Source organism: Spirillospora sp. NPDC047279, assembly GCF_040643285.1.
Classification (GTDB): domain Bacteria; phylum Actinomycetota; class Actinomycetes; order Streptosporangiales; family Streptosporangiaceae; genus Spirillospora.
Genome location: NZ_JBEYUA010000002.1, coordinates 594,141 through 614,308, shown reverse-complemented (window position 1 = coordinate 614,308; position 20,168 = coordinate 594,141). Strand labels below are relative to the sequence as shown.

The 20,168-nt window shown below is 71.3% G+C and carries 19 protein-coding genes; 12 read left to right on the top strand and 7 right to left on the bottom strand.

What is annotated here, in order from left to right; genetic code table 11:
• Positions 1-97: 97 nt before the first annotated feature.
• The 4 genes from ABZ810_RS06970 (at position 98) to ABZ810_RS06955 (ending at position 5,053) form a co-directional block, all read left to right on the top strand.
• Complete coding sequence (locus tag ABZ810_RS06970; protein ID WP_358400189.1) at positions 98-451, top strand: STAS domain-containing protein; 354 nt, start codon at positions 98-100, stop codon at positions 449-451.
• 11 nt (positions 452-462) lie between these two features.
• Positions 463-906 carry an ATP-binding protein gene (locus tag ABZ810_RS06965; RefSeq protein WP_358400187.1) on the top strand — a complete coding sequence of 148 codons (444 nt, stop codon included), beginning with the start codon at positions 463-465 and terminating at the stop codon, positions 904-906.
• An 851-nt stretch (positions 907-1,757) separates the two neighbouring features.
• Entirely contained in the window at positions 1,758-4,244 is a 2,487-nt protein-coding gene (locus ABZ810_RS06960) for a sodium-translocating pyrophosphatase (protein WP_358400185.1), read from the top strand.
• A gap of 341 nt (positions 4,245-4,585) precedes the next feature.
• Positions 4,586-5,053 (top strand): histidine phosphatase family protein, encoded by a 468-nt coding sequence (locus tag ABZ810_RS06955; protein WP_358400183.1) that lies wholly within the window; start codon positions 4,586-4,588, stop codon positions 5,051-5,053.
• Positions 5,054-5,072: 19 nt separating this feature from the next.
• Here the strand turns inward: ABZ810_RS06955 and ABZ810_RS06950 are convergent, their stop codons facing one another.
• From ABZ810_RS06950 to serB, 3 genes are all read right to left on the bottom strand, one after another.
• Positions 5,073-5,684, bottom strand: a complete 612-nt coding sequence (locus ABZ810_RS06950; protein ID WP_358400181.1) for a glyoxalase — start codon at positions 5,682-5,684, stop codon at positions 5,073-5,075.
• Between the two features lie 98 nt (positions 5,685-5,782).
• Positions 5,783-8,068 carry an FUSC family protein gene (locus ABZ810_RS06945; RefSeq protein ID WP_358400178.1) on the bottom strand — a complete coding sequence of 762 codons (2,286 nt, stop codon included), beginning with the start codon at positions 8,066-8,068 and terminating at the stop codon, positions 5,783-5,785.
• A 128-nt stretch (positions 8,069-8,196) separates the two neighbouring features.
• Entirely contained in the window at positions 8,197-9,399 is a 1,203-nt protein-coding gene (gene serB, locus ABZ810_RS06940; RefSeq protein WP_358400175.1) for a phosphoserine phosphatase SerB, read from the bottom strand.
• 292 nt (positions 9,400-9,691) lie between these two features.
• Here serB and ABZ810_RS06935 point away from each other — a divergent pair, with 292 nt between their 5' ends.
• The gene (locus ABZ810_RS06935; protein ID WP_358400172.1) at positions 9,692-10,246 is read left to right on the top strand and encodes a hypothetical protein; all 555 of its coding nucleotides are present in this window, start codon (positions 9,692-9,694) and stop codon (positions 10,244-10,246) included.
• Positions 10,247-10,309: 63 nt separating this feature from the next.
• Here ABZ810_RS06935 and ABZ810_RS06930 read toward each other — a convergent pair whose 3' ends face one another.
• From ABZ810_RS06930 to ABZ810_RS06920, 3 genes are read right to left on the bottom strand one after another with little or no spacing between them, the layout of a single operon-like run.
• Positions 10,310-11,341, bottom strand: a complete 1,032-nt coding sequence (locus ABZ810_RS06930; protein WP_358400170.1) for an S-adenosylmethionine:tRNA ribosyltransferase-isomerase — start codon at positions 11,339-11,341, stop codon at positions 10,310-10,312.
• 15 nt (positions 11,342-11,356) lie between these two features.
• Positions 11,357-12,805 carry an MFS transporter gene (locus tag ABZ810_RS06925; RefSeq protein ID WP_358400167.1) on the bottom strand — a complete coding sequence of 483 codons (1,449 nt, stop codon included), beginning with the start codon at positions 12,803-12,805 and terminating at the stop codon, positions 11,357-11,359.
• Positions 12,802-13,491 carry an SDR family oxidoreductase gene (locus ABZ810_RS06920; protein WP_358400164.1) on the bottom strand — a complete coding sequence of 230 codons (690 nt, stop codon included), beginning with the start codon at positions 13,489-13,491 and terminating at the stop codon, positions 12,802-12,804. The genes ABZ810_RS06925 and ABZ810_RS06920 overlap by 4 nt, the downstream gene beginning before the upstream one ends.
• Before the next feature lie 190 nt (positions 13,492-13,681).
• Between ABZ810_RS06920 and ABZ810_RS06915 the strand changes: the two genes are divergently transcribed.
• From ABZ810_RS06915 to ABZ810_RS06890, 6 genes are all read left to right on the top strand, one after another.
• Positions 13,682-14,830: a GAF domain-containing sensor histidine kinase gene (locus ABZ810_RS06915; RefSeq protein WP_358400161.1), complete on the top strand. Its 1,149-nt coding sequence runs from the start codon at positions 13,682-13,684 to the stop codon at positions 14,828-14,830.
• Entirely contained in the window at positions 14,827-14,976 is a 150-nt protein-coding gene (locus tag ABZ810_RS06910) for a hypothetical protein (RefSeq protein ID WP_358400160.1), read from the top strand. The genes ABZ810_RS06915 and ABZ810_RS06910 overlap by 4 nt, the downstream gene beginning before the upstream one ends.
• The gene (locus ABZ810_RS06905) at positions 14,973-15,608 is read left to right on the top strand and encodes a response regulator transcription factor (RefSeq protein ID WP_358400158.1); all 636 of its coding nucleotides are present in this window, start codon (positions 14,973-14,975) and stop codon (positions 15,606-15,608) included. The genes ABZ810_RS06910 and ABZ810_RS06905 overlap by 4 nt, the downstream gene beginning before the upstream one ends.
• A 36-nt stretch (positions 15,609-15,644) precedes the next feature.
• Positions 15,645-16,430 carry a protein phosphatase 2C domain-containing protein gene (locus ABZ810_RS06900; protein ID WP_358400156.1) on the top strand — a complete coding sequence of 262 codons (786 nt, stop codon included), beginning with the start codon at positions 15,645-15,647 and terminating at the stop codon, positions 16,428-16,430.
• A 796-nt stretch (positions 16,431-17,226) separates the two neighbouring features.
• Positions 17,227-17,553, top strand: coding sequence for a DUF2752 domain-containing protein (locus tag ABZ810_RS06895; RefSeq protein WP_358400327.1), 327 nt, complete (start codon positions 17,227-17,229; stop codon positions 17,551-17,553).
• Between the two features lie 89 nt (positions 17,554-17,642).
• A complete protein-coding gene (locus tag ABZ810_RS06890) occupies positions 17,643-18,365 on the top strand; it encodes an RDD family protein (protein WP_358400154.1) in 723 nt (240 codons plus the stop codon).
• A 53-nt stretch (positions 18,366-18,418) separates the two neighbouring features.
• On the opposite strand, the gene ABZ810_RS06885 is transcribed toward ABZ810_RS06890, so the two are convergent.
• Positions 18,419-19,177, bottom strand: coding sequence for a hypothetical protein (locus ABZ810_RS06885; protein ID WP_358400152.1), 759 nt, complete (start codon positions 19,175-19,177; stop codon positions 18,419-18,421).
• Between the two features lie 183 nt (positions 19,178-19,360).
• Here ABZ810_RS06885 and ABZ810_RS06880 point away from each other — a divergent pair, with 183 nt between their 5' ends.
• On the top strand, positions 19,361-20,149 hold the full coding sequence (locus tag ABZ810_RS06880; protein ID WP_358400150.1) for an ABC transporter ATP-binding protein: 789 nt from the start codon (positions 19,361-19,363) through the stop codon (positions 20,147-20,149).
• Positions 20,150-20,168: the final 19 nt, after the last annotated feature.

Sequence of the window (20,168 nt, the reverse complement as noted above, 5' to 3'; positions counted from 1 at the left end):
GTGACGCCGGAGCGTGATTGAATCACGGCGGAGTCTCGTTGCACCGGACCGCCGGGCGCATGAGATCAGAGTTTTGCAGTACGGCGCTGGAGGATCTGTGGACCTGAAGGTGAACGACTACACCACTGACGATGGCTTGACCGTCATCAACGTGGAGGGCGAGATCGACGTCTACACGGCGCCGAAGCTTCGCGAGAAGCTCATCGACCTGGTCAACAAGGGGAAGTTCCACCTTCTCGTGGATATGGAGAAGGTCGAGTTCCTCGACTCCACCGGCCTCGGTGTGCTGGTCGGCGGGCTCAAGCGGGTCCGCGCGCACGACGGGTCGCTGGAGCTGGTCTGCACCCAGGAGCGCATCCTCAAGATCTTCCGGATCACGGGGCTGACCAAGGTCTTCGGTATTCACGACTCGATCGCCGACGCGCAGGAGAAGCGCAAGGGCGCCAAGTAGCGGTCGCGCAGATGGCGACCGTTGAGCTCTCTTTCAGCGCGCTGCCGGTTCACGTCCGGACGGCTCGGCTGATCGTCACCGCTGTGGCCCGCCGCAGTGGTGTCGCCGAGGACATCCTGGACGAGGTACGGCTGGCGGTCGGTGAGGCGTGCTCCCGCGCGGTGGAGGCACATCGCCGGCATTGCCCGGACGAGCCTGTGCGGTTGGAACTGAACGGAGCGGCGAGCCGGTTCGAGGTCGTGGTGAGCGACACCGTTCCGGGCGACGATGCCGCGGGCGGCCTTCCCTCGGTCGCGGCATCCGACGACGACTCCGGATTCGCTCTCGGCGACGGCGCCGCCGAGCTCGGCCTCGCGGTCATCGCCGGCCTGGCCGACGACGTGGAGATCGAGTCGACCCCCAAGGGCGTTCAGATCCGCATGAGCTGGCCGGCCGAAGCCCCCGCTCAAACCTGAGCCGAACAGACCCGAAACCAGAGGCCCCGCCCCGGCGGGGCCTCTGCCATTCCCAGACCCGGCCCCGTCCCTGTGTCCCGCCCGCGCTCTGCGTCCTGGCGGAGCCTCTGCCTTTCCAGGCGGTGTGACGACATCGCGTGCCCGTGGTGCCGCCTGGGTACGTACCAGCTCCTTTGGGCGGGCGTTGCTTGAGCTGTTCGGCCGCTTCGCCCCGGCTGGGCGCTGGGGTTTCCGGGCAGGGAGCTTCGTCTCGGCCCAGGCATGTGTGTGGCGGGCTCGGCATCGGGGGCTGACCGCTGGGCAGGTGTCGGAGGGAGCTTGAGCTAGTGGAGGGGCGGGGGAGGTCAATGAGGCTGGTGTTACTGGAGAGGTTGGAAGTTAGTGGTGGGGTGACTTGGAGGCGTGGGGTTATGGAGGGGGCGGTGACGGAGGGGAGAATTGTTTGTGAGATTCTCATGCCAGAGGCAGGACTGGCGGGGATTTTGGGCAGTAGATAATTGCGGTTAGTGGATGTCTCGAATTTGGGGTGGCGGGGGCTTGTGGGGAGTGGGGTTTGACATGAGGCGGTTGTGGAGCGTGTCAATATCTGTGGGGCTAGAGTCACATGACCCTGTCTGACCTGGGAAAACCTCGAGATAAGGCAGTTTAAGGTCAAATTCTGGCGCATGGATGATTGCTTTTTCGTTTCGACCTCATTAAGGAACCGGCAGGCTTCTAATTCCGACCGGGCGTGCGTAGACTCCCGGCACCCGCGTCGCCCGTGCGAGGCGTCAAAGCACTCCCCGCGGGGTACGCGGTAGAGATCGTCTTTTCGGCGATCGAAGATCGCACGCCCCTGTCGAGGAGGACGGATGTCTGGGCTTTCCCTGTCAAGCCCGGCCAGCGCAGATGTGGATCTCGGCGGCGGCGACCTCACCCTGGTCGTCGTCGTCGGAGTGGTCGCGCTGCTGGCACTGGCCGTCGCCGGAGGTCTGGTTCGCGAGGTGCTGGCCGCCGGCCAGGGCACCGAGAAGATGCAGAGCATCGCTCGGGCCGTGCAAGAAGGCGCAAGCGCCTATCTGAAACGCCAGTTCCGCACCGTCGCGATCTTCGTGGTGCTGATCCCGCTCGTCCTGCTCCTGCTCCCCGCAGACTCGACCAGTGAACGCGTCGGGCGTTCGGTCTTCTTCGTCATCGGCGCCGCGTTCTCGGCCATCACCGGGTTCGCCGGCATGTGGCTCGCGGTCCGCGGCAACGTCCGCGTCGCGGCGGCCGCCCGGGAGGAGGGCGGCGAGAAGAAGGCCATGCGCATCGCCTTCCGGACCGGTGGTGTGGCGGGCATGTTCACGGTCGGCCTCGGCCTCTTCGGAGCCGCGGTGGTCGTCCTCGCCTACAAGGGCGACGCTCCGAAGGTCCTGGAGGGCTTCGGCTTCGGCGCGGCGCTGCTGGCCATGTTCATGCGAGTCGGTGGCGGCATCTTCACCAAGGCCGCCGACGTCGGGGCCGACCTCGTGGGCAAGGTCGAGCAGGGCATCCCCGAGGACGACCCGCGCAACGCCGCGACGATCGCCGACAACGTGGGGGACAACGTCGGCGACTGCGCCGGCATGGCGGCGGACCTCTTCGAGTCGTACGCGGTCATGCTCGTCGCCGCGCTCATCCTGGGCACGGCGGCGTTCGGCACCGAGGGCCTGGTGTTCCCGCTGATCGTGCCGATGATCGGTGTGATCACGGCCGTGATCGGCATCTTCGCGGTGGCGCCCAGGGACGGCGACCGCTCGGGCATGTCGGCGATCAACCGTGGCTTCTTCATCTCGGCGATCATCTCGGCCGTCCTGGTTGCGGTCGCGGCGTTCGCGTACCTGCCGTCCTCGTTCGAGGAGCTGAACGGGGTCTCCGACCCGCAGATCCTCGGCCTGGACGCCAACCCGCAGGTCGTCGCGCTCGGCGCGGTGATCATCGGCATCGTGCTGGCCAGCGCCATCCAGCTGCTCACCGGCTACTTCACCGAGACCAACCGCAAGCCGGTGAAGGAGGTCACCGACAGCGCGCGGACGGGGCCGGCCACGGTGATCCTGTCCGGTATCTCGCTCGGCCTGGAGTCGGCGGTCTACACCGCGCTGGTGATCGCCAGCGCCGTGTACGGCGCGTTCCTGCTGGGCTTCGGCAACACGACGGTCGCGCTGTTCGCGGTCGCGATGGCGGGCACCGGCCTGCTCACCACGGTCGGCGTCATCGTGTCGATGGACACGTTCGGACCGGTCTCCGACAACGCGCAGGGCATCGCCGAGATGTCCGGCGACGTCGAGGGCGAGGGCGCCGCGGTGCTCGAGCGCCTCGACGCGGTCGGCAACACCACCAAGGCGATCACCAAGGGCATCGCGATCGCGACGGCGGTGCTGGCGGCGACGGCGCTGTTCGGGTCGTTCCGCACGACGGTCGTCACGGCCCTGTCCGACGCCTCCGACGAGGCCAAGGACGCGCTCGGCAACTTCGCCACGTTCAGCATCTCGATCGACAGCCCGAACGTGCTGATCGGGTTGATCATCGGTGCGGCGGTGGTCTTCCTGTTCTCCGGCCTGGCCATCATGGCGGTCAGCCGGGCGGCGGCCCGGGTCGTGGTGGAGGTGCGCGAGCAGTTCCGCACCAAGCCCGGGATCATGGACTACACCGAGAAGCCCGACTACGACCGCGTGGTCGACATCTGCACCCGGGACGCGCAGCGCGAGCTGGCCACGCCCGGACTGCTGGCGATCATGACGCCGATCGCGGTCGGCTTCGCGCTGGGGTACGCGCCGCTGGGCGCGTTCCTGGGCGGCGCGATCGCGTGCGGTGTCCTGATGGCGGTCTTCCTGGCGAACGCGGGCGGCGCCTGGGACAACGCCAAGAAGCTCGTCGAAGAAGGGCACCTCGGCGGCAAGGGCAGCGAGGCCCACGAGGCCACGGTGATCGGTGACACGGTCGGTGACCCGTTCAAGGACACCGCCGGCCCCGCGATCAACCCGCTGATCAAGGTCATGAACCTGGTCGCGCTGCTCATCGCCGACGCGGTCGTCACGTACGCGGGCAACGTCCCGCTGCGCATCGGCATCACCGCCGCGGCGGTGATCGTCGTGGTCGGCGCGATCGTGATCTCCAAGCGGCGTGCCGACCCGATCGGCTCCTACGAGGGGCAGCCCGCGGTGGTGGGCGGCACCACGCCGGGCGGCACCACGTCCGGTGGCGTCGCGGCGTCCGAATCCGGCGGCGAGGTCGAGGCCGGCCAGACCGCCACCGGTGACGCGCCGGCCGAGGGCGAGGAGCCCGCGGCCCAGCCGAAGTCCGGCACGGGGCGGGAGTCGTCGGCCAACAAGGCCTGACCCTCCGTACAAGGAACACCTGTAAGGGGCCGGTGGCACCAGCCACCGGCCCCTTCACCCGTTCGACGGGCCGTTCGGGGTGGGTGGTGTCGGGGGCACGGTGGGGCGGTCGTACGCTGTACGCGGGCCTGCGGTAGGGGTGCGCGGTCCGGAACGTTCGGAACGGGAGGCAGGGCGATGAGCGACCAGAAGCCGGCGATGTCGGGGCCGAAGGGCTTCGCCATCGTCCTGGGCGGGATGCTCGGGATCATGCTGGTGCTCTGGATCCTGGGTGCCATGGCCTCTCCCTGAGCCAGGCCGGACACTCCGCGCGGGCCGGGCGCGGGGCTAGGGTGACGGCTATGCCGACGCTCATCGTGCTTCGCCACGCCAAGGCCGTCGCGGGCCTGGACCTGGCCGACATCGACCGGCCGCTCAACGACCGCGGGCGGCGCGACGCCGCGGCGACCGGTGAGTGGCTGCGCGACAACGACCTGGTGCCGGGCCGCGTGTTGTGCTCCACCGCGGTACGGACGAGGCAGACCCTCGAGGGCCTCGCGTTGCGGAGCGACGTGGGCTTCGAGGACCAGATCTACGACAACGACTCCGACACGCTGCTGTCCCTCGTACGCGAGACGGACGACGGCGTACGGACGTTGCTGCTCATCGGGCACAACCCCTCGGTGCACGAGCTCGTCCACGACCTGACGGGTGGAGCGCCGGAGGCCTTCCCGACCTGCGCGCTGGCGGTCATCGAGCTCACGGCCCCGTGGGCGGAGGCGTGGCCCGGTTCGGGGACGCTCACGCTCACCCGTACGCCCAAGGGCTGACCGGTCCCGTCCGTTCGCGTCAGGTGGCGGCCACCCACACGAAGTCGTCGGGGTCGGTGAAGGGCCCGGCGCCGCTGCCGATCATCAGCCGGTGCGACCCGGTGCCGTCCGGATCGATCCCGGCGACCTTGGCGAGGGCCTTCCGCTTGTAGAGGGTCAGCTTGACGGGACTCGACGCGGGGCCGAACTCGACGTACTTGCCGCCGTAGCTCTTCGTCACCTCCAAGCCGCGGTCGACGTAGAACCGCTTGCTCGCGCCCACGTCCTCGACTCCCAGCTGGAGCACGACCTCGTCGATCTTGCGGCTGGCCGGTTCCTTGTCCTTCTTCGACGAGGACGCGACCGTCCAGACGGTCCCGTCCGGGGCCTGTACGGCGCCGCCGTAACCCCAGAGCGACTTCCTGGCGGGTTTCAGCGACGTGGCGCCCGCTTCGAGGGCGGCGTCGATCAGGGCGTTGGCGTCGGCCGGCTGGGACACGATGAGCGACATCGTGAACCCGCGGAAGCCGGTCGTCGCCGCCTCCGACGCCTTCAGCCGCATCTGGGAGTCCAGATCGAAGGCCGCGGAGTAGAAGGTGTCGGCGGCCGCGGTGTCGGCCACCTCGAGCGTGACGAATTCGACGGAAACCATGGCGGTCACGCTAGGCGGCCCGGCCGCGCCGCGCTTCTCGGATCCTGACCTGTTCGGTCACGATTTCCTCTGCATCACGGAGATCCGCGCGGCGGGGGTCAGGGGCGGGTGGGTTTGTCTTGGACGGGTTCGCCCGGATGGCTGGCGGCGAGGGCCGATTCGACGAGGTCGGTGACGTCGCCGCGCAGGGAGCGGAGGGCGTAGCGGACGCCGGACACGTGCAGGAGGGCGTGACGCAGGGGCGTGAAGGCGTCCGTCTCCACGCCCTCCTCGACCTCGGCGCGGCGCTTGCGGGCGAGCTTGGAGAGGTACGCGTCGAGGTCGGCGAACTCGTCGTCGAGGCGGTCGGAGGGGTCCCGGGAGCCGGAGTCGCCGGTGACGGCGTCCGGCGGGTCCTCCAGGGCCGTGGCGGCCTCCTCCAGCTGGTCGGCGATCCGGTCGAGGATCTCCGGGACGGGCCCGCTGTCGATGTCCTCCTCGCGCGACATGCGGCCGACGGCGATGAGGTGGTCGCGGACCCGGTGGGCGGCCTGGGTGGCGGTGCGGAGCCGGGCGATGCGCTCGACGTCGGGGACCCGTTCCTTGGCGAGGCGGTTGCGCGCCTCGTTGATCTTCTCGGTGGCCTGCTCGGCGGCCATGATCTTGTCGTGCGGCAACTGCTCCCGTTCGTCCTCGACGACGGCGGCCGTGGCCCGGGTGAGGTCGGCGTGCACGCTGAGCAGGTGGGTGAGCTGGCCGGGCAGCCGTTCGGCGTACCCGGCGGGCCAGAGCAGCCGGGCCGCCAGGACGGCCATCAGCGCGCCCGTGGTCGTCAGGGCGATGCGTTCACCGGCGGCGGTCCAGTCGGAGGGCGTCGAGAAGTCCATCAGCATGAGGCCGAGCGGCGTTCCGAAGAGCCCCCAGTAGGCGGCGTCGACGGAACGGAGCGTGAAGGCCACCAGTCCGCAGACGAAGAGGATCAGGGCGGTGGTCACCTGGTCGGGGCTGAGCGCGAGCAGGATCGCGGCGATCGCCGAGCCCAGCGCGTTGCCGCCGATTCGCTGCACGATCCGTTCGGCCGTCTCGCCGTACGTGCCGCGGATGCTCAGCATGACGGTGATCGTCAGCCAGTGGCCGTGCGGGAGCTTCAGCGCGGCGGCGATGGCCATCGCGATCGCGACCGTCAGGCTGACCCGCGAGATCTGCCGGAACGAGGGCGAACGGGTCCGCACCGCCGTGCTGACGCGTTCCCAGAGCGAGGCGGGGTGCGGGGCGTCCAGCGGGCGCGGCGGCCCGAACCCGATCCGCAGGCCGCCCGCGACGGTGCGGCGGGCGGAGTCCACGCTGCCGGCGATCCGGTCGATGGAACGCCGGATCTGGCCGATCAGGGCCGCGGCCACCAGGTCCTCGTCGCCCGCCAGGCTGGCGCGGCGGATCGCCTCGCTCTGCCGTCCCAGGCGGCGCACGGCGGCCGATTCCACGGTGCCCAGCGGGGTCTGCCCGGTCGTCTCGGTGGCGGCGGCGAGCAGCCGGACGCGGGCGGCGAGGGCGGCGATCGCGACGTGCGCCTCCATCTGCCAGTCGCGGCTGGGCGGGCGGCGCCGCGCGGCCTCCACCAGGGCGCGGAGGGCCACGGTCTCGTGCAGGATACGGGCGAGCGCCTCGATCAGCCGCTCCGGGCGGGTGGGCTCGTCCCGGCCCCGGTCGGACCTGTAGAGGCCGTACGTGGTGCGCGCCGCCGTCAGGGCGCGGGCCGCGGCCCGGCGGCGCTCCTCCCAGTCGGGTTTGCGGGCGACGGCCGCGAGATCGGGATCGGTGAGGTCGACGGCGTCCAGCGGCCCGGGGTCGGGGGCGCCGATGTCCTGCGCCACCGCGTCCAGCGCCTCGGCCACGGTCTCGGCGGCCTCGGCCAGCGCCGTGCGCAGCGGGCGCAGCCGCCGCGCGGGCCAGGGGAGGAGCAGGAACGCGCCGAACAGCAGGCCGCCGAGGAACTCCAGGAACCCGTTGAACGTGATGTCGTCCGAACGCGGCCTGATCGCGGTCATCAGGACCGCCATCCCGGCCGTCGGGCCGATCCAGCTCACCGCGCCGCCGAGCGCCACCACCGGCGGCACCACGGCGACCGCCAGCCAGGTGTGCCCGCTGAGGTAGCCGCCGATCGTCGCCCCGACGGCCACGACGAGGACGGCGCCGCCGATGTTGCGGGCCCGCGCCCCGTACGGCCCCTCCGGTGCCCGCAACGCCACGAGGTAGGCCCCCAGGGCGATCATCGACCCCTGGGTCGCCCGGCCCGTCAGGGCGCCCACGACGAGCGGCACGGCCATGGCGAGGGCCGCGGCCAGCCCGTAGAACGGCGCCGCCCGTTCCTCCACCGTGGCGTACGCCTCGCGCGCACCCCGAAACACCCCAGCACCCCCCGTGACCGTTCAGATCACGATGTACCCGCGTTGCCCGACACTTGATCAACCCGAGCGGCCGAGCTTGTCAACGAGAGCCGAAGAGGCGCCCAGAGCGGCGAGGGCCCGGAGGTGGGTCAGGGGTGCGCGTCGGCGGCGTCGGCGGCCTCTACTTCCTCGCGGGAGATGCCCAGGAGGAAGAGGATGGTGTCGAGGTAGGGGACGTTGACGGCGGTGTCGGCGGCCTCGCGGACGACGGGCTTGGCGTTGTAGGCGATGCCGAGACCCGCGGCCTGGAGCATGTCGAGGTCGTTGGCGCCGTCGCCGATCGCGACCGTCTGGTTGACCGGGATGCCCGCCTCGCGGGAGAAACGTTCGAGCGCCGTGGCCTTGCCCGCGCGGTCGATCACGGGGCCGACCACGCGGCCGGTGAGCTTGCCGTTCGCGATCTCGAGGGTGTTGGCGGCCGAGTAGTCGATGCCGAGGTCGGCGACGAGGGCGTCGGTGACCTGGGTGAAGCCGCCGCTGACGATGGCGAACTTGTAGTCGAGGCGCTTGAGCGTGCGCACCATCGTGCGGGCGCCCGCGGCGAGCTCGACCTTGGCGCGGACGGCGTCGATCGCGGCGGCGTCGAGGCCCGCCAGCAGCGCGACCCGCTCCCGGAGGGAGCCCTCGAAGTCGAGCTCGCCGCGCATGGCCGCCTCGGTGACCTTGGCCACCTCGTCCAGGCAGCCCGCGTGCTCGGCGAGGAGCTCGATGACCTCGCCCTGGATCAGGGTCGAGTCGACGTCCATCACGATGAGGCGCTTGGCGCGGCGGTGCAGGCCGCTGTGCTGCACGGCCACGTCGACCTGCTGCGCGGCGGCCTCGACGGCCAGCCCGGCGCGGAGGGCCTCCGAGTCGGCGCCGGAGACGTCCATCTCGATGCAGGTCACGGGGTAGTGCGCGAGGCGCTCGATGCGGTCGATGTTGGCGCCGTTGGCGGCGATGCGGCCCGCGATCCCGGCCATGGCGGCGGGCTTCAGCGGGGCGCCGAGCACGGTGACGTGCAGGCGTCCGCGGCGGCGCGGCATGGTCTTGATGCGGCCCGTGGAGAGTTCGATCTCCATTTCGAGATCGTTCGCCACCCGTTCCGCCGCGGTCCAGACGCGGCCGACGTCGGCGCCCTCCTCGTACGCGATCAGGACGCCGAGGACGAGGCGGCCGCGGATCACGACCTGCTCGACGTCGGAGACCGTCACCGGGAAGCCGGCGAGCGTGCTGAACAGCCGCGATGTCACGCCGGGGCGGTCGCGGCCGGTGAGTGTGATGAGGAGCGTGCGTTGCTCTGACCCGTCCATGCTGGTCACCACGGTACCGGCCGAAAGCCGGAGGTCGCGTCCGCCGTCCACGATGCGGACACCACCGACCGCGCGAGCCGATTTCCACTTCTTTGGGTGACGGTGCCGGGGGAACGCGCCGACCGGGGAGTACGGCAGAGGCGTGAAGCGGAATGTGGGGCGTGGCGGTGAGTTTTCAGCCGGGCCGCGGCCCCCCTTACGATCCGGCCCGGACCACCCGTTCGTTGACCGCCCGCGGACGCCCGCTCTTGGCTGAGGCCATCACGGGCGACGCGCAGGGGAGAAACCGGCCATGGCGAACATCGATCAGCGAGTCTTCTTCAACGACCTCTGGGAATGGTTCGGGCAGGTGGCCCCGACCATCGAGAAGGCACGAACCCTCAAGGGCGGAGGCGGCTTCGAGCAGTGGGCCGTCATCGAGTTCCTGCGCTGGCAGACGGCGAAACGGGGACCGGACCTCAACTACCGGCGCGAGTACACCGCGGCCAAGGGCCTGAAGCGGCGCTTCGACGTGGCGTACAACTGCCCCGACGTGGCCCCGCCCGGCAAGGACGATCCGGTGATGCTGACCCAGTGGAAGTGCGGGAACACCGCCAACAGCGTCTCCATGGAGATCCAGAAGGACATCGGCACGTTCTCCGAAGCCCTCGGCACCGGCCTCGGTACCGCTCCCCAGCCCCAGCTGGGAAGCGACTACGTCGAGCCGTTCATCATCGCGTTCAGCCCCGAACCGCTGATCAGCCAGAGCATGTGGGTGGGCCCGGCCGTCGCCGGGACCGCGTTGCTCCTTCAGATCTCCACCGACGCGACCCTCGCCGCCTACGGCATCAGCCCGAAGCGCGTGTAGCCCGGCGATCTCGGCCCGAGGGGGCGGTCCGGCCGAGGGGGCGGTCCGGCCGAGGGCGGCGCCTCAGTGGGAAAGCAGCAGGTTGAGGTCGCCGAACTCGTGCCAGAGGTACTCGCCGTCGAGCGCCGCCCGGTAGGTGCTTTCGAGCAGGCCGTGCCCGGCGATGGCGGTGAGCATCATCAGGTGCGACGACCTCGGCTCGTGGAGGCCGGTGAGGAGCCCGTCGACCACGCGGACCCCGTCCTCGGGGGTGATCACGTGCTCGGTCCAGCCGCGGGCGGCACGGACGTGACCGGACGGGTCCGCGGCGGTCTCCAGGGCTCGCACGGCGGTGGTCCCGACGGCGATCACGCGGCCGCCGCGGGCGCGCACGTGGCCGACCAGGGCGGCGGTCTGCTCGGGCACCTCGTACCGCTCGGCGTACGGGGGTTCGTGGGCCTCGGGCGACGCGACGCCGGTGTGCAGGGTGATCGGGGCGAGCAGGACGCCGCCCGCGACCAGCCGGGTGACGAGCTCGGGGGTGAACGGGCGGGCGGCGCTGGGCATCTCCGCGCCGCCGGTGCCGCGGTCGTACGCGAAGACGGTCTGGTAGGCGGCGGTGGGCCAGTCGCGGCGCACGTACCCGTACCGGATCGGCACGCCGAACGTGCGCAGGTACGGGACCACGGCGGTGCTGAGCCGGGCCGCCCACAGGCGTTCGGAGTGCCGTCCGACGAGGGTCAGCGTCGCGCCGCCGGGCATCGGGATCCACTCGCCGGGGCAGCCGCCGGGGTACGGGACGCTCGCCTTTCCCGTTCTGCGGCGCAGCTCGACCAGCCAGAGCCGGTCGTCGTCGCCGTCGGGGACGGGTGTGGAGAAGTGCACGGCGATCTTGTCGAGGCGGACGGCGGCGGGCAGGGTCGCGGAGGTGTTGACCACCAGCAGGTCGCCCGGGTCGAGCAGGTGCGGCAGGTCGCGGAACTCGTGGTGGGAGACCTCGCCGGACGAACGCCGGCCGACCAGGAGCCGGACGCCGTCGCGGGTTCTGCCGCGGGCCTCCGGGGGTTCGTGGGCTTCCAGTTCGGGCGGGAGGGTGAAGTCGAGGGTGTCGACCATGGTCGTCTCCTGAGGTCAGGCTCTGGCGGTTGCTTCCAGTCGCAGGGCGGCGACCACGGCGAACGCCGCGATCGCGGTGAAGAGGACTCCCGCGACGACCAGCCCCTGTTCGAGGTGCTCGGTGCCGAAGCCGGTGACCAGCGCGCCGGCCAGGCCCACCACGACGGAGGAGCCGAGGGTGTCGGCGATCTGGAGGGCGGAGGAGTTGACGCCCTGCTCGTCCTCGGCCGACTGGTCGAGCATGAGGACGCTGAGGCTGCTGATCGCGAAGCCCATCCCGAAGCCGCCGATCGTCCAGGCGGGCGCCGCCCACCAGCCCGACAGCTGGAGCGTGACGGTCACCGCGACCACGCCGGCGGTCACGAACACCGCGCCGAGCAGGACGAAGAGCCTCTGCGGGCGCCGGGAACGGCCCTGGATCTGCGAGGCGGCCGACCAGCCGAGCGCCGCGACGGTGAGCACCACGCCCGCCTGGGTGGGGCTGAAGCCGTGCAGCGAGGTGAGGGCGAGCGGGATGAAGACGTCCGTCCCGAAGAACGCCCCGGCGAGCAGGCCGCGCGCCACCACGACGCTCGGCAGGCCGCGGTGCATCCTCAGCGTTCCGGCGGGGAAGAGCTTCGGCAGCCCGAACGCGAGCCCGGCCAGCCCCGCGATCGCCGCCGGGATCAGGATCAGCCCGGGGTTGTCGAGGCCGAACAGCAGGACCCCGGCGCCCGCCGTGACGGCCAAGGCCGCCGCGTAGCGCGTGACCGTTCCGCGGCGTTCCGCGGCGTCCGGCGGGGTGTGCCGCACGGGCGCCAGCTCGCGGAACGCGGGGACGAGCATCGCGGCCGCGGGAACGACCAGCGGGATCAGCCCGAGGAACACCCAGCGCCAGCCGGCGTGCTCGGCCACCACGCCGCCGACCGCCGGGCCGATCAGCGAGGGGAGCACCCAGGCCGCCGCCAGCGCCGCGAACACCCGCGGGCGCAGCGACTCGGGGTAGACGCGGGCGATCAGCACGTAGCTCGCGACCATCGCGACACCGGTGCCCAGGCCCTGCACGGCCCGGCCGAGCACGAAGACCTCCATGGTGGGCGCGGCGCCCGCGACCACCAGCCCGGCGACGAACGTGCCCAGGCCGATCATCATCGGCCGGGCCGGGCCCGACCGGTCGATCCAGCCGCCCGCCACGACGGTGGCGAGCAGGCTGGTGATCAGGGTGCTGCTGAAGCCCCACGCGTACAGCGACAGGCCGTTCAGATCGCGGGCGGTCACCGGCATCACCGTGCCGACGGCCATGGCCTCGAACGCCAGCAACGTCACGGTGAGGACGATGCCGAGCGTCGCCGTCCGGTACCGCCCGTTCAACAGCCCACCGGCCACCACCTGCGCCGAGGTGCCCTTCGCGGCCTGCTGGGGGACGCCGTTCAGGTTCGGGGCAGGGGCGGTCAGGACGGGCTCGGGTTCTGTCGCGGTGGTCATCGGGTGCTCGCCAGGTCGGCGGCCTGGTAGCGGCCGCTGGGGAGACGGTCGGTGACGAGGCTTCTGAGGGCCGCGGCGGACGTCTCGGGCGGGGGAGCGGCGTCGGCGTCCTCGCCCGCGGCGCGCAGCATGTCGGTGCGCATCTCGCCGGGGTCGACCCACCACACGGCCACGGCGGGCTCCTCGGCGGCCAGCACGTTGGAGATCTGTTCCAGGGCGGCCTTGGTGGCGCCGTAGCCGCCCCAGGTCTCGTACGGCTCCCTGGAGGCGTCCGAGGTGATGTTGAGGATCGCGCCGCGCCGTTCGCGCAACGTCGGCAGGAGGGCCTGGATCAGGGCCAGCGGCGCCAGCAGGTTGACCCGCAAGGCCGTGGCCAGGTCGTCCAGGGGCTGGTCGGCGAGCCGGGGCAGCGGCGTGGTGCCGAGCGTTCCGGCGTTGTTGACCAGCAGGTCGAGCCCGCCCGCCTCCTCGACCGCCCGGACGAGCCGCGCCCGGTGCTCGGGATCCGCCACGTCGCCGGCGAGCGCCGTCACCCTCGCGCCGTCCAGCTCCGCGACCGCGGCGTCGAGGGCTCCAGCCCCGCGCGCGTCGATGATCAGATTCCAGCCGTCCCGGGCGAGCTCCCAGGCCAGAGCCCGGCCCAGACCCCGAGAGGCGCCGGTGATGAGTGCCGTCTTCCGCGTCATGCCTCGACGCTAGAAACCCCTGATCCCGGCGACATCGGCCGACCGGTCCCGCGCCTTCTCGTCTTATCGGCGTAGGACCTTCGACCCGACGTAGGACCCGGGGCTGATTCGGGATGAGACGCCCAGAGAGTACGGTCTTCACAGGTGAGCTGCGAAGGGCTCGCGCGGCGCGGACGAGAGCGGGGGTGAGATGGGCGTCGACCGGCGCGGTTGCGTTGATCAGGACGCGGCGACCCTGCACGCCGTCAGCTCGGCCGTCCTCGCCGTGACCCGGCACCTCTCGGTGCACGAGGTCCTTCAGGTGATCGTCCGGGCCGCGGTGCAGCTCCTCTCCGCCGACTACGCGGCCCTCGGCGTGCCCGACGACGAGGGCTCGTTCGCCGAGTTCGTGGTCGAGGGCATCTCGGACGCGGAGTGGGAGGCCATCGGGCCCCTTCCGCGCCAGCACGGCATGCTCGCCGCGATGCTCCGCGACGACGAGCCCAAGCGGCTCGCCGACATCCGCCGGGAGCCCGAGTTCGAGGGCTGGCCGGCGGCGCACCCGGTGCTCAAGGACTTCCTGGGCGTGCCGATCAAGGACGGCGAGGACATCCTCGGCATCATCTTCCTCGCCAACAAGAAGGACGTCCCCAAGGGGCAGGGCTTCACCGCGTCCGACGAGGAACTGCTCACGCTCTTCGCCGCGCACGCCGCGATCGCGATGACCAACGCCCGGCTGTACGAGCGCAACCGCGAGCTCACCGTCGTCGCCGAACGCAACAGGCTGGCCCGCGAGCTGCACGACGCCGTCGCGCAGAAGCTCTTCTCGCTCCGCCTCACCGCCAAGGCCGCCGCCGCCCTCGCCGAACGCGACCCCGCCCGTACGGTCTCCGAACTGGCCCAGGTCGAACGGCTCGCCGCCGAGGCCCTGGCCGAGCTCCGTGCCGTGATCTTCGAGCTCAGGCCCGCCGACCTGGCCGACGGGCTCGTTCCCTCCCTCCGCAAGCACGTCGAGGTACTCGACCGCGCTTACGAAACGGCCGTACGGTTCGCAGGAGACGGCGCGGTGGCGCTGCCCGAGGACCAGGAGGCCGCGCTGTTCCGGATCGCCCAGGAGGCCCTCTACAACGCGCTGCGCCACTCCGGCGCCGCCACGGTCGACGTCCGTCTCGGCCGCGACGACCACCGGGTCGTGCTCGAGGTGGTCGACGACGGCTCCGGCATCGTCAACGGCGCCGAGCCGCCCGGCGGCCTGGGCCTCGCCTCGATGCGCGACCGGGCCCGCTCCATCGGCGGCTCCCTGGCGATCGAGACCGACCCGGGAGCGGGAACGGTCGTCCGGCTGGAGGTACCCGCGTGACTACTGAAGCGGGTGCCGTGATCACAGGGATCAGCGCGGTGACTACAGAAGCGGGTGCCGTGATTACAGAGGTCAGCGCCGTGATTACAGAGGTCAGCGCGGTGATCACAGAGGCCGGTGCCGCGATTGCAGAGGTGGGCCTGTGATCAAGGTGCTGATCGCCGACGATCATCCGGTGGTCCGGCAGGGCCTGCGCACGTTCCTCGGGATCCAGGAGGACATCGAGGTCGTCGGCGAGGCGGAGGACGGCGTGTCCGCGGTGTCGCTGGCCGAATCGCTGGAGCCCGATATCGTGCTGATGGACCTCAAGATGCCCGGTGCCGACGGCTTGGCCGCGCTGACGGAACTCCGGGCTCGCGGGGTGGCGGCGCGCGTTCTGGTCCTGACGAGCGTGACGGAACGTGGACACGTGCTGCCGGCTGTACAGGCAGGGGCGGCTGGGTATCTATATAAAGATGTCGATCCACAGGCGCTCGTCCAGGCGATCAGGGCGGTGCACGACGGGCATGTCCTGTTCGCGCCCGACGCCGCCGAGGCGATGGTGCGTGTGGACTCGGCGGCCGGAGACGACCGCGGCCTGGCCGCGCTGACCGAACGGGAACGGGAGGTGCTCGTGCAGATCGCACTGGGCAGATCCAACCGGGAGATCGGGCGTGCTCTCGTGGTCTCCGAGAAGACGGTGAAGACACACGTCAGTAATCTGCTCATGAAGCTGGGAGTCCAGGATCGGACGCAGGCGGCGTTGTACGCCGTCCGGCACGGCCTGGCCGGCGACTGATACAACTCCCACGACAGGATCGTCATCGAAATCGGTATGAACGTAACAATCAGGTACGCAGCAGGCAGTGACATCGGGTGCAGCCGAGAGAACAACGAGGACTCGGGCTACGCCGGTGCACGGTTGATCGCGGTCGCCGACGGCATGGGCGGCTACGCGGGCGGCGAGGTCGCCAGTTCCACCGTCATCGGCTCGCTGCGCTCGCTCGACACCGATGCCCACAATGACGATCTCGTCGAGAGCCTGGGCCGCGCCGTCGCCGAGGCCAACGAGAAACTCCGGATCGTCCGCGAGGAACGTCCCGACCTGAGCCGCATGGGCACCACGCTCACCGCGATGTTCTGGTCCGGCGCCCGCGTCGCCCTGGCCCACATCGGCGACTCGCGCGGCTACCTCCTCCGCGACGGCGAGCTGTTCCAGATCACCCAGGATCACACGATGGACCAGCTCCTCAACGCCGAGGCCAGCGAGACCGGCCAGACCCCGGACCCGGCCGAGACGTCCCGGCTCTCCCACGTCCTCTACCGCGTCCTGGACGGCCGCGAGGACCGCGAGCCCGACCTCCGCCTCCGCGAGGCCCGCCTCGGCGACCGCTACCTCCTGTGCTCCGACGGCCTCAGCGGCCCGGTCGACGCGCAGACCATCTACGAGGTCCTCTCCACCGAGGCCGACCCGTACCGCGCCGTCCAGCGCCTCATCCAGCTCGCCCGCGACGCCGGCGGCCCCGACAACATCACCGGCGTCATCGCCGACGTCATCGAAGCCGACCAGGCCGGTGACCCCGTCACCCCCCAAACGGTAGGCGCCGCAGCCCAAGCCTGACCCCGGACACGTCGGCCCACACCCAGGCCGTACGCCAATAGCCACGCCGCCTCCGCGACCACCGCCACGAGGCCGCCACCGCCCCATGACCTCTGGGGCCCACCTGCTGCCCAGGCCCGAGCCCGCTCCCCGGCGCCACCCCCGTCGTCGCGGCCGAGCCCACGCGCCACCGGCGCGTCTCACCCAGCCCTGGGAACGCACGCCCGCAGCCGCCGCCGAGCGCCCGTGCCCGGCCCACTTCGCGAAGCCCCGCGCGGCGCCCAGAACGTAAGCTCCCGCATCAGCGCCACGGGGACGTCACTGAGCCTGGGGGCTCCTGTACCGCGCCATGAGCACATCACTGGGGCCGGGCCCCGCATCGGCCGCAACGGGCCCCACTGCTCACCCGCGCGCGCTCCCCGGGTCGCGCTCGCGCGGTGCCTCGTACGCCCGACCGCCTTGGCGCCTCGGTGATTTTTGGTCGGCGGGGGTGTTGAGGTGCGGTGTTGCGTGGGGGTCATCAGAGGAAACGGGTCACGGTGGGGTGGTGTTTTGTCCTACTCTTGCCCACGGGGTTGTGTCATGGCCGATCAGGTAACGGTCCGATCGCGGATGGTCGCCAGGGCTTGACCGACCTCGGGGTGTACCCGATATACGGGTCACTCGGACTTAAGTCATCGAGGCGGAGGATTCGTTGGGGGGAGCGCCCGGGGCGACCGTCGCCGGGGCACCACGGGGTGCACCGGAGACATTGGTCAGCCGGACTCTCACCGCTGCGCGGCATGGCCCTGTGGGTGTGTTGCTGCGCGTCACCGCCATGGCCGTAGCGGCCGTGGGGGCGGCGTGGATCCACCGTGTCAACGACCCGGGTGTGCTCTGTCCTCTCCGGGGGGTCACAGGCATTCCCTGTCCCATGTGCGGTGGCACCACCGTGTTCATCGAGCTTGGTTCGGGCCATCCGGTCCGCGCCCTGCTGGCGAACCCGGTGGTCTTCGTCGGTGCGCTCGCGCTCGCCGTCGCGCCGTTGGGGCCGGGGCGCCGGTGGTGGGCACTCCGACCGGGCACTCGCGCGTGGGTGCTCGGCACCGCCCTCGTGGGGTCGGAGCTGTGGCAGCTTGTCCGGCTCGGTCTCCTGCGAGTTTGAGGCCGTCTTTCCCGCGTCGGCCTGACTTGCGGAGCCCTCCGGGTCCGGCGGGCATCCCAAACCACAGGGTCAATCAATAAGGAGCAAGTGTGGGTAACCCCTACGACCCGTACGGGCAGCAGCAGCCGGGCTACGGCCAGCAGCCCGGCTACGGGCAGCAGCCCCCCGCCCAGCCCGGCTACGGCCAGCCCGCGGCGCAGCCCGGCTACGGCCAGCAGCCGCCCGCGCAGCCTGGTTACGGCCAGCAGCCCGGGTACGGGCAGCCCCCCGCGCAGCCCGGCTACGGCCAGCCCGCGGCGCAGCCCGGCTACGCTCAGCAGCCCGCGCAGCCCGCGTACGGCCAGCAGCCGGGCTACCAGCAGGAGGTCCACCACCACCACTACGGCTCGACCGGCCAGCTGGCCGAGTGGGGCTCGCGAGCCGGTGGCTACCTCATCGACGGCCTCATCATCGCCGGTCCGCTCATCCTGCTCTACATCATCGGCGCCGTGTTGTCGGCCGCCGGTGACGCCGGTGCGGTGATCGGCCTGCTGCTGATGCTGGTCGGCTACCTCGCGGCGTTCGTCGCGGCCCTGTGGCTCTGCTACCAGGAGGGCACGACCGGGCAGACGCCCGGCAAGCGGCAGATGCACATCCGGCTCGTGAGCGCCCAGACCGGGCAGCCGATCGGGTTCGGCATGGCGTTCCTGCGCAAGCTGGCGCACATCGCCGACAACTTCGCCTGCTACATCGGCTGGTTCTGGCCGATCTGGGACGAGCGCAAGCAGACGTTCGCCGACAAGATCTGCAACACCCTCGTGGTGCGCAGCTAGTCGACCCCTCCGGACGAGGCGTTCCCAATGGCGGGGGCGCCTCGTTTCGCTTTTCAGGGGACGGGGTCGAACGCGCTGTTGCAGGCGGCGACCAGGGCGCGGCGGATCGCGCCGTCGAGGAGGCGCAGCGCCTCGGCGCGGCGTTGCATCTGGTCGGCGGTGAGGCCGCGGGCGTCCAGCTGGTGCGCGAGGTCGACCACGATCGAGAGCCGGCCGGCCAGGGCGGCGACGCGGTGGGCGCGCGGGGGATAACCGGGGGCGAGCGGGTGCTCGCCGCGGTCGCGCAGGTCGGCGAGGGCGTCGGCGATCTCCGGCGAGACGCCGGACACGTCGTCGACGGTCAGCAGGGCCTCGGTCGCGTCGCGCATGGCGAGGGTGAGGAGGCGGTCGGCCTCGGCGAGCGTCGGCACGTCGGGGGCGCCGGGGTTGGCGTCCTGAGCGTTCCACAGCACGCCGACGTAGGACGAGCCGCGGCGGTCTTCGGCGGGGACGAGCCCGACGGAGCGGTCGGGGAGCGTGACGATGACCGCGGCCTCGGCCTCGATGGCGGCGCGGTTGAGGCCGGGCGGGCCGGTGAGCCCGAGCGGGTCGCCGGGCGCGGGCAGCGCGAGGCGCAGCGCCGTCATGCCGGAGACGCGCAGCTCACCGAGGCCGCGGCGGAGCGGCGACTCACCCGGCGACGTGCTGAGGATCTGCGGGCCCGAGATCTTTTCGACGGCGTCGACGGCCTCGTCCAGGCCCACGTGACCCGCGAGCCAGGCGTTGCCCCAGGCGACCAGTGCGGTCGCCGTATCCGCGCCGCTGTAGTTCATCCCACCCTCCGAAACCCGGCGTGCATGCAGACCACCATAAGCGCTGAGAATCGCACGGCCTCTCCAAGCTAGGGCCCGACCACGACAAAACGAATCCTTACCAGGCACGGAACCTGCACCTTGGACTGGAAGTAGGCTGTGTACGGATCATTCGGTACGGCGGGACTGGGGACTAGGCGCGCGATGGCCGGCGATGTACTTGAGCTCCGCGGAGTCGGGGTGACGCGCGAGGGTGCGACCCTCCTGCGGAACGTTTCGTGGACCGTGAACGAGGACGAGCGCTGGGTGATCGTCGGCCCCAACGGCGCGGGGAAGACGACGTTGCTGCAGATCGCGGCGGCGTTGTTGCACCCGACCGAGGGTTCGGTGGAGATCCTCGGCGAGCGGCTGGGCCGTACCGACGTCTTCGAGCTGCGGCCGCGCATCGGCATCGCCAGCGCCGCGGTCGCCGAGAAGGTGCCGACCGACGAGAAGGTCATCGACCTGGTGCTGACCGCGTCGTACGCGATCCTCGGCCGCTGGCAGGAGGAGTACGACTCGACGGACGTCACCCGGGCGGTCGAGCTGCTGGACGCGCTGGGCTGCGCCGACCTCATCCGCCGCAGGTTCTCCACGCTGTCGGAGGGCGAGCGCAAGCGGGTGCAGATCGCCCGCGCCCTGATGCCCGACCCCGAGCTGCTGCTGCTGGACGAGCCGGCCGCGGGCCTCGACCTGGGCGGGCGCGAGGACCTCGTCCGCCGGATCGCGCGGCTGGCCGACGACCCGGCGGCGCCGACGATGGCGATGGTCACCCACCACGTCGAGGAGGTCCCGGAGGGCTTCTCGCACGCGCTGCTCCTACGCCGCGGCGGTGTGGTGGCGCAGGGCAAGGTGGACGAGGTGTTCACCGAGGAGCACCTGTCCGAGTGCTTCGGAATCCCGCTGGGCGTGGAGCGGCAGAACGGACGCTGGTACGCCCGTTCGCTCGGCTGACCTGAAATTGGCATCTGTC

Excerpts from the sequence above, each read along its gene's own strand:
- ABZ810_RS06965 (WP_358400187.1), top strand. The coding sequence starts at position 463 with ATGGCGACCGTTGAGCTCTCTTTCAGCGCGCTGCCGGTTCACGTCCGG.
- ABZ810_RS06960 (WP_358400185.1), top strand. The coding sequence starts at position 1,758 with ATGTCTGGGCTTTCCCTGTCAAGCCCGGCCAGCGCAGATGTGGATCTC.
- ABZ810_RS06955 (WP_358400183.1), top strand. The coding sequence starts at position 4,586 with ATGCCGACGCTCATCGTGCTTCGCCACGCCAAGGCCGTCGCGGGCCTG.
- ABZ810_RS06950 (WP_358400181.1), bottom strand. The coding sequence starts at position 5,684 with ATGGTTTCCGTCGAATTCGTCACGCTCGAGGTGGCCGACACCGCGGCC.
- serB (WP_358400175.1), bottom strand. The coding sequence starts at position 9,399 with ATGGACGGGTCAGAGCAACGCACGCTCCTCATCACACTCACCGGCCGC.
- ABZ810_RS06935 (WP_358400172.1), top strand. The coding sequence starts at position 9,692 with ATGGCGAACATCGATCAGCGAGTCTTCTTCAACGACCTCTGGGAATGG.
- ABZ810_RS06930 (WP_358400170.1), bottom strand. The coding sequence starts at position 11,341 with ATGGTCGACACCCTCGACTTCACCCTCCCGCCCGAACTGGAAGCCCAC.
- ABZ810_RS06925 (WP_358400167.1), bottom strand. The coding sequence starts at position 12,805 with ATGACCACCGCGACAGAACCCGAGCCCGTCCTGACCGCCCCTGCCCCG.
- ABZ810_RS06920 (WP_358400164.1), bottom strand. The coding sequence starts at position 13,491 with ATGACGCGGAAGACGGCACTCATCACCGGCGCCTCTCGGGGTCTGGGC.
- ABZ810_RS06915 (WP_358400161.1), top strand. The coding sequence starts at position 13,682 with ATGGGCGTCGACCGGCGCGGTTGCGTTGATCAGGACGCGGCGACCCTG.
- ABZ810_RS06900 (WP_358400156.1), top strand. The coding sequence starts at position 15,645 with ATGAACGTAACAATCAGGTACGCAGCAGGCAGTGACATCGGGTGCAGC.
- ABZ810_RS06895 (WP_358400327.1), top strand. The coding sequence starts at position 17,227 with ATGGCCGTAGCGGCCGTGGGGGCGGCGTGGATCCACCGTGTCAACGAC.
- ABZ810_RS06885 (WP_358400152.1), bottom strand. The coding sequence starts at position 19,177 with ATGAACTACAGCGGCGCGGATACGGCGACCGCACTGGTCGCCTGGGGC.
- ABZ810_RS06880 (WP_358400150.1), top strand. The coding sequence starts at position 19,361 with ATGGCCGGCGATGTACTTGAGCTCCGCGGAGTCGGGGTGACGCGCGAG.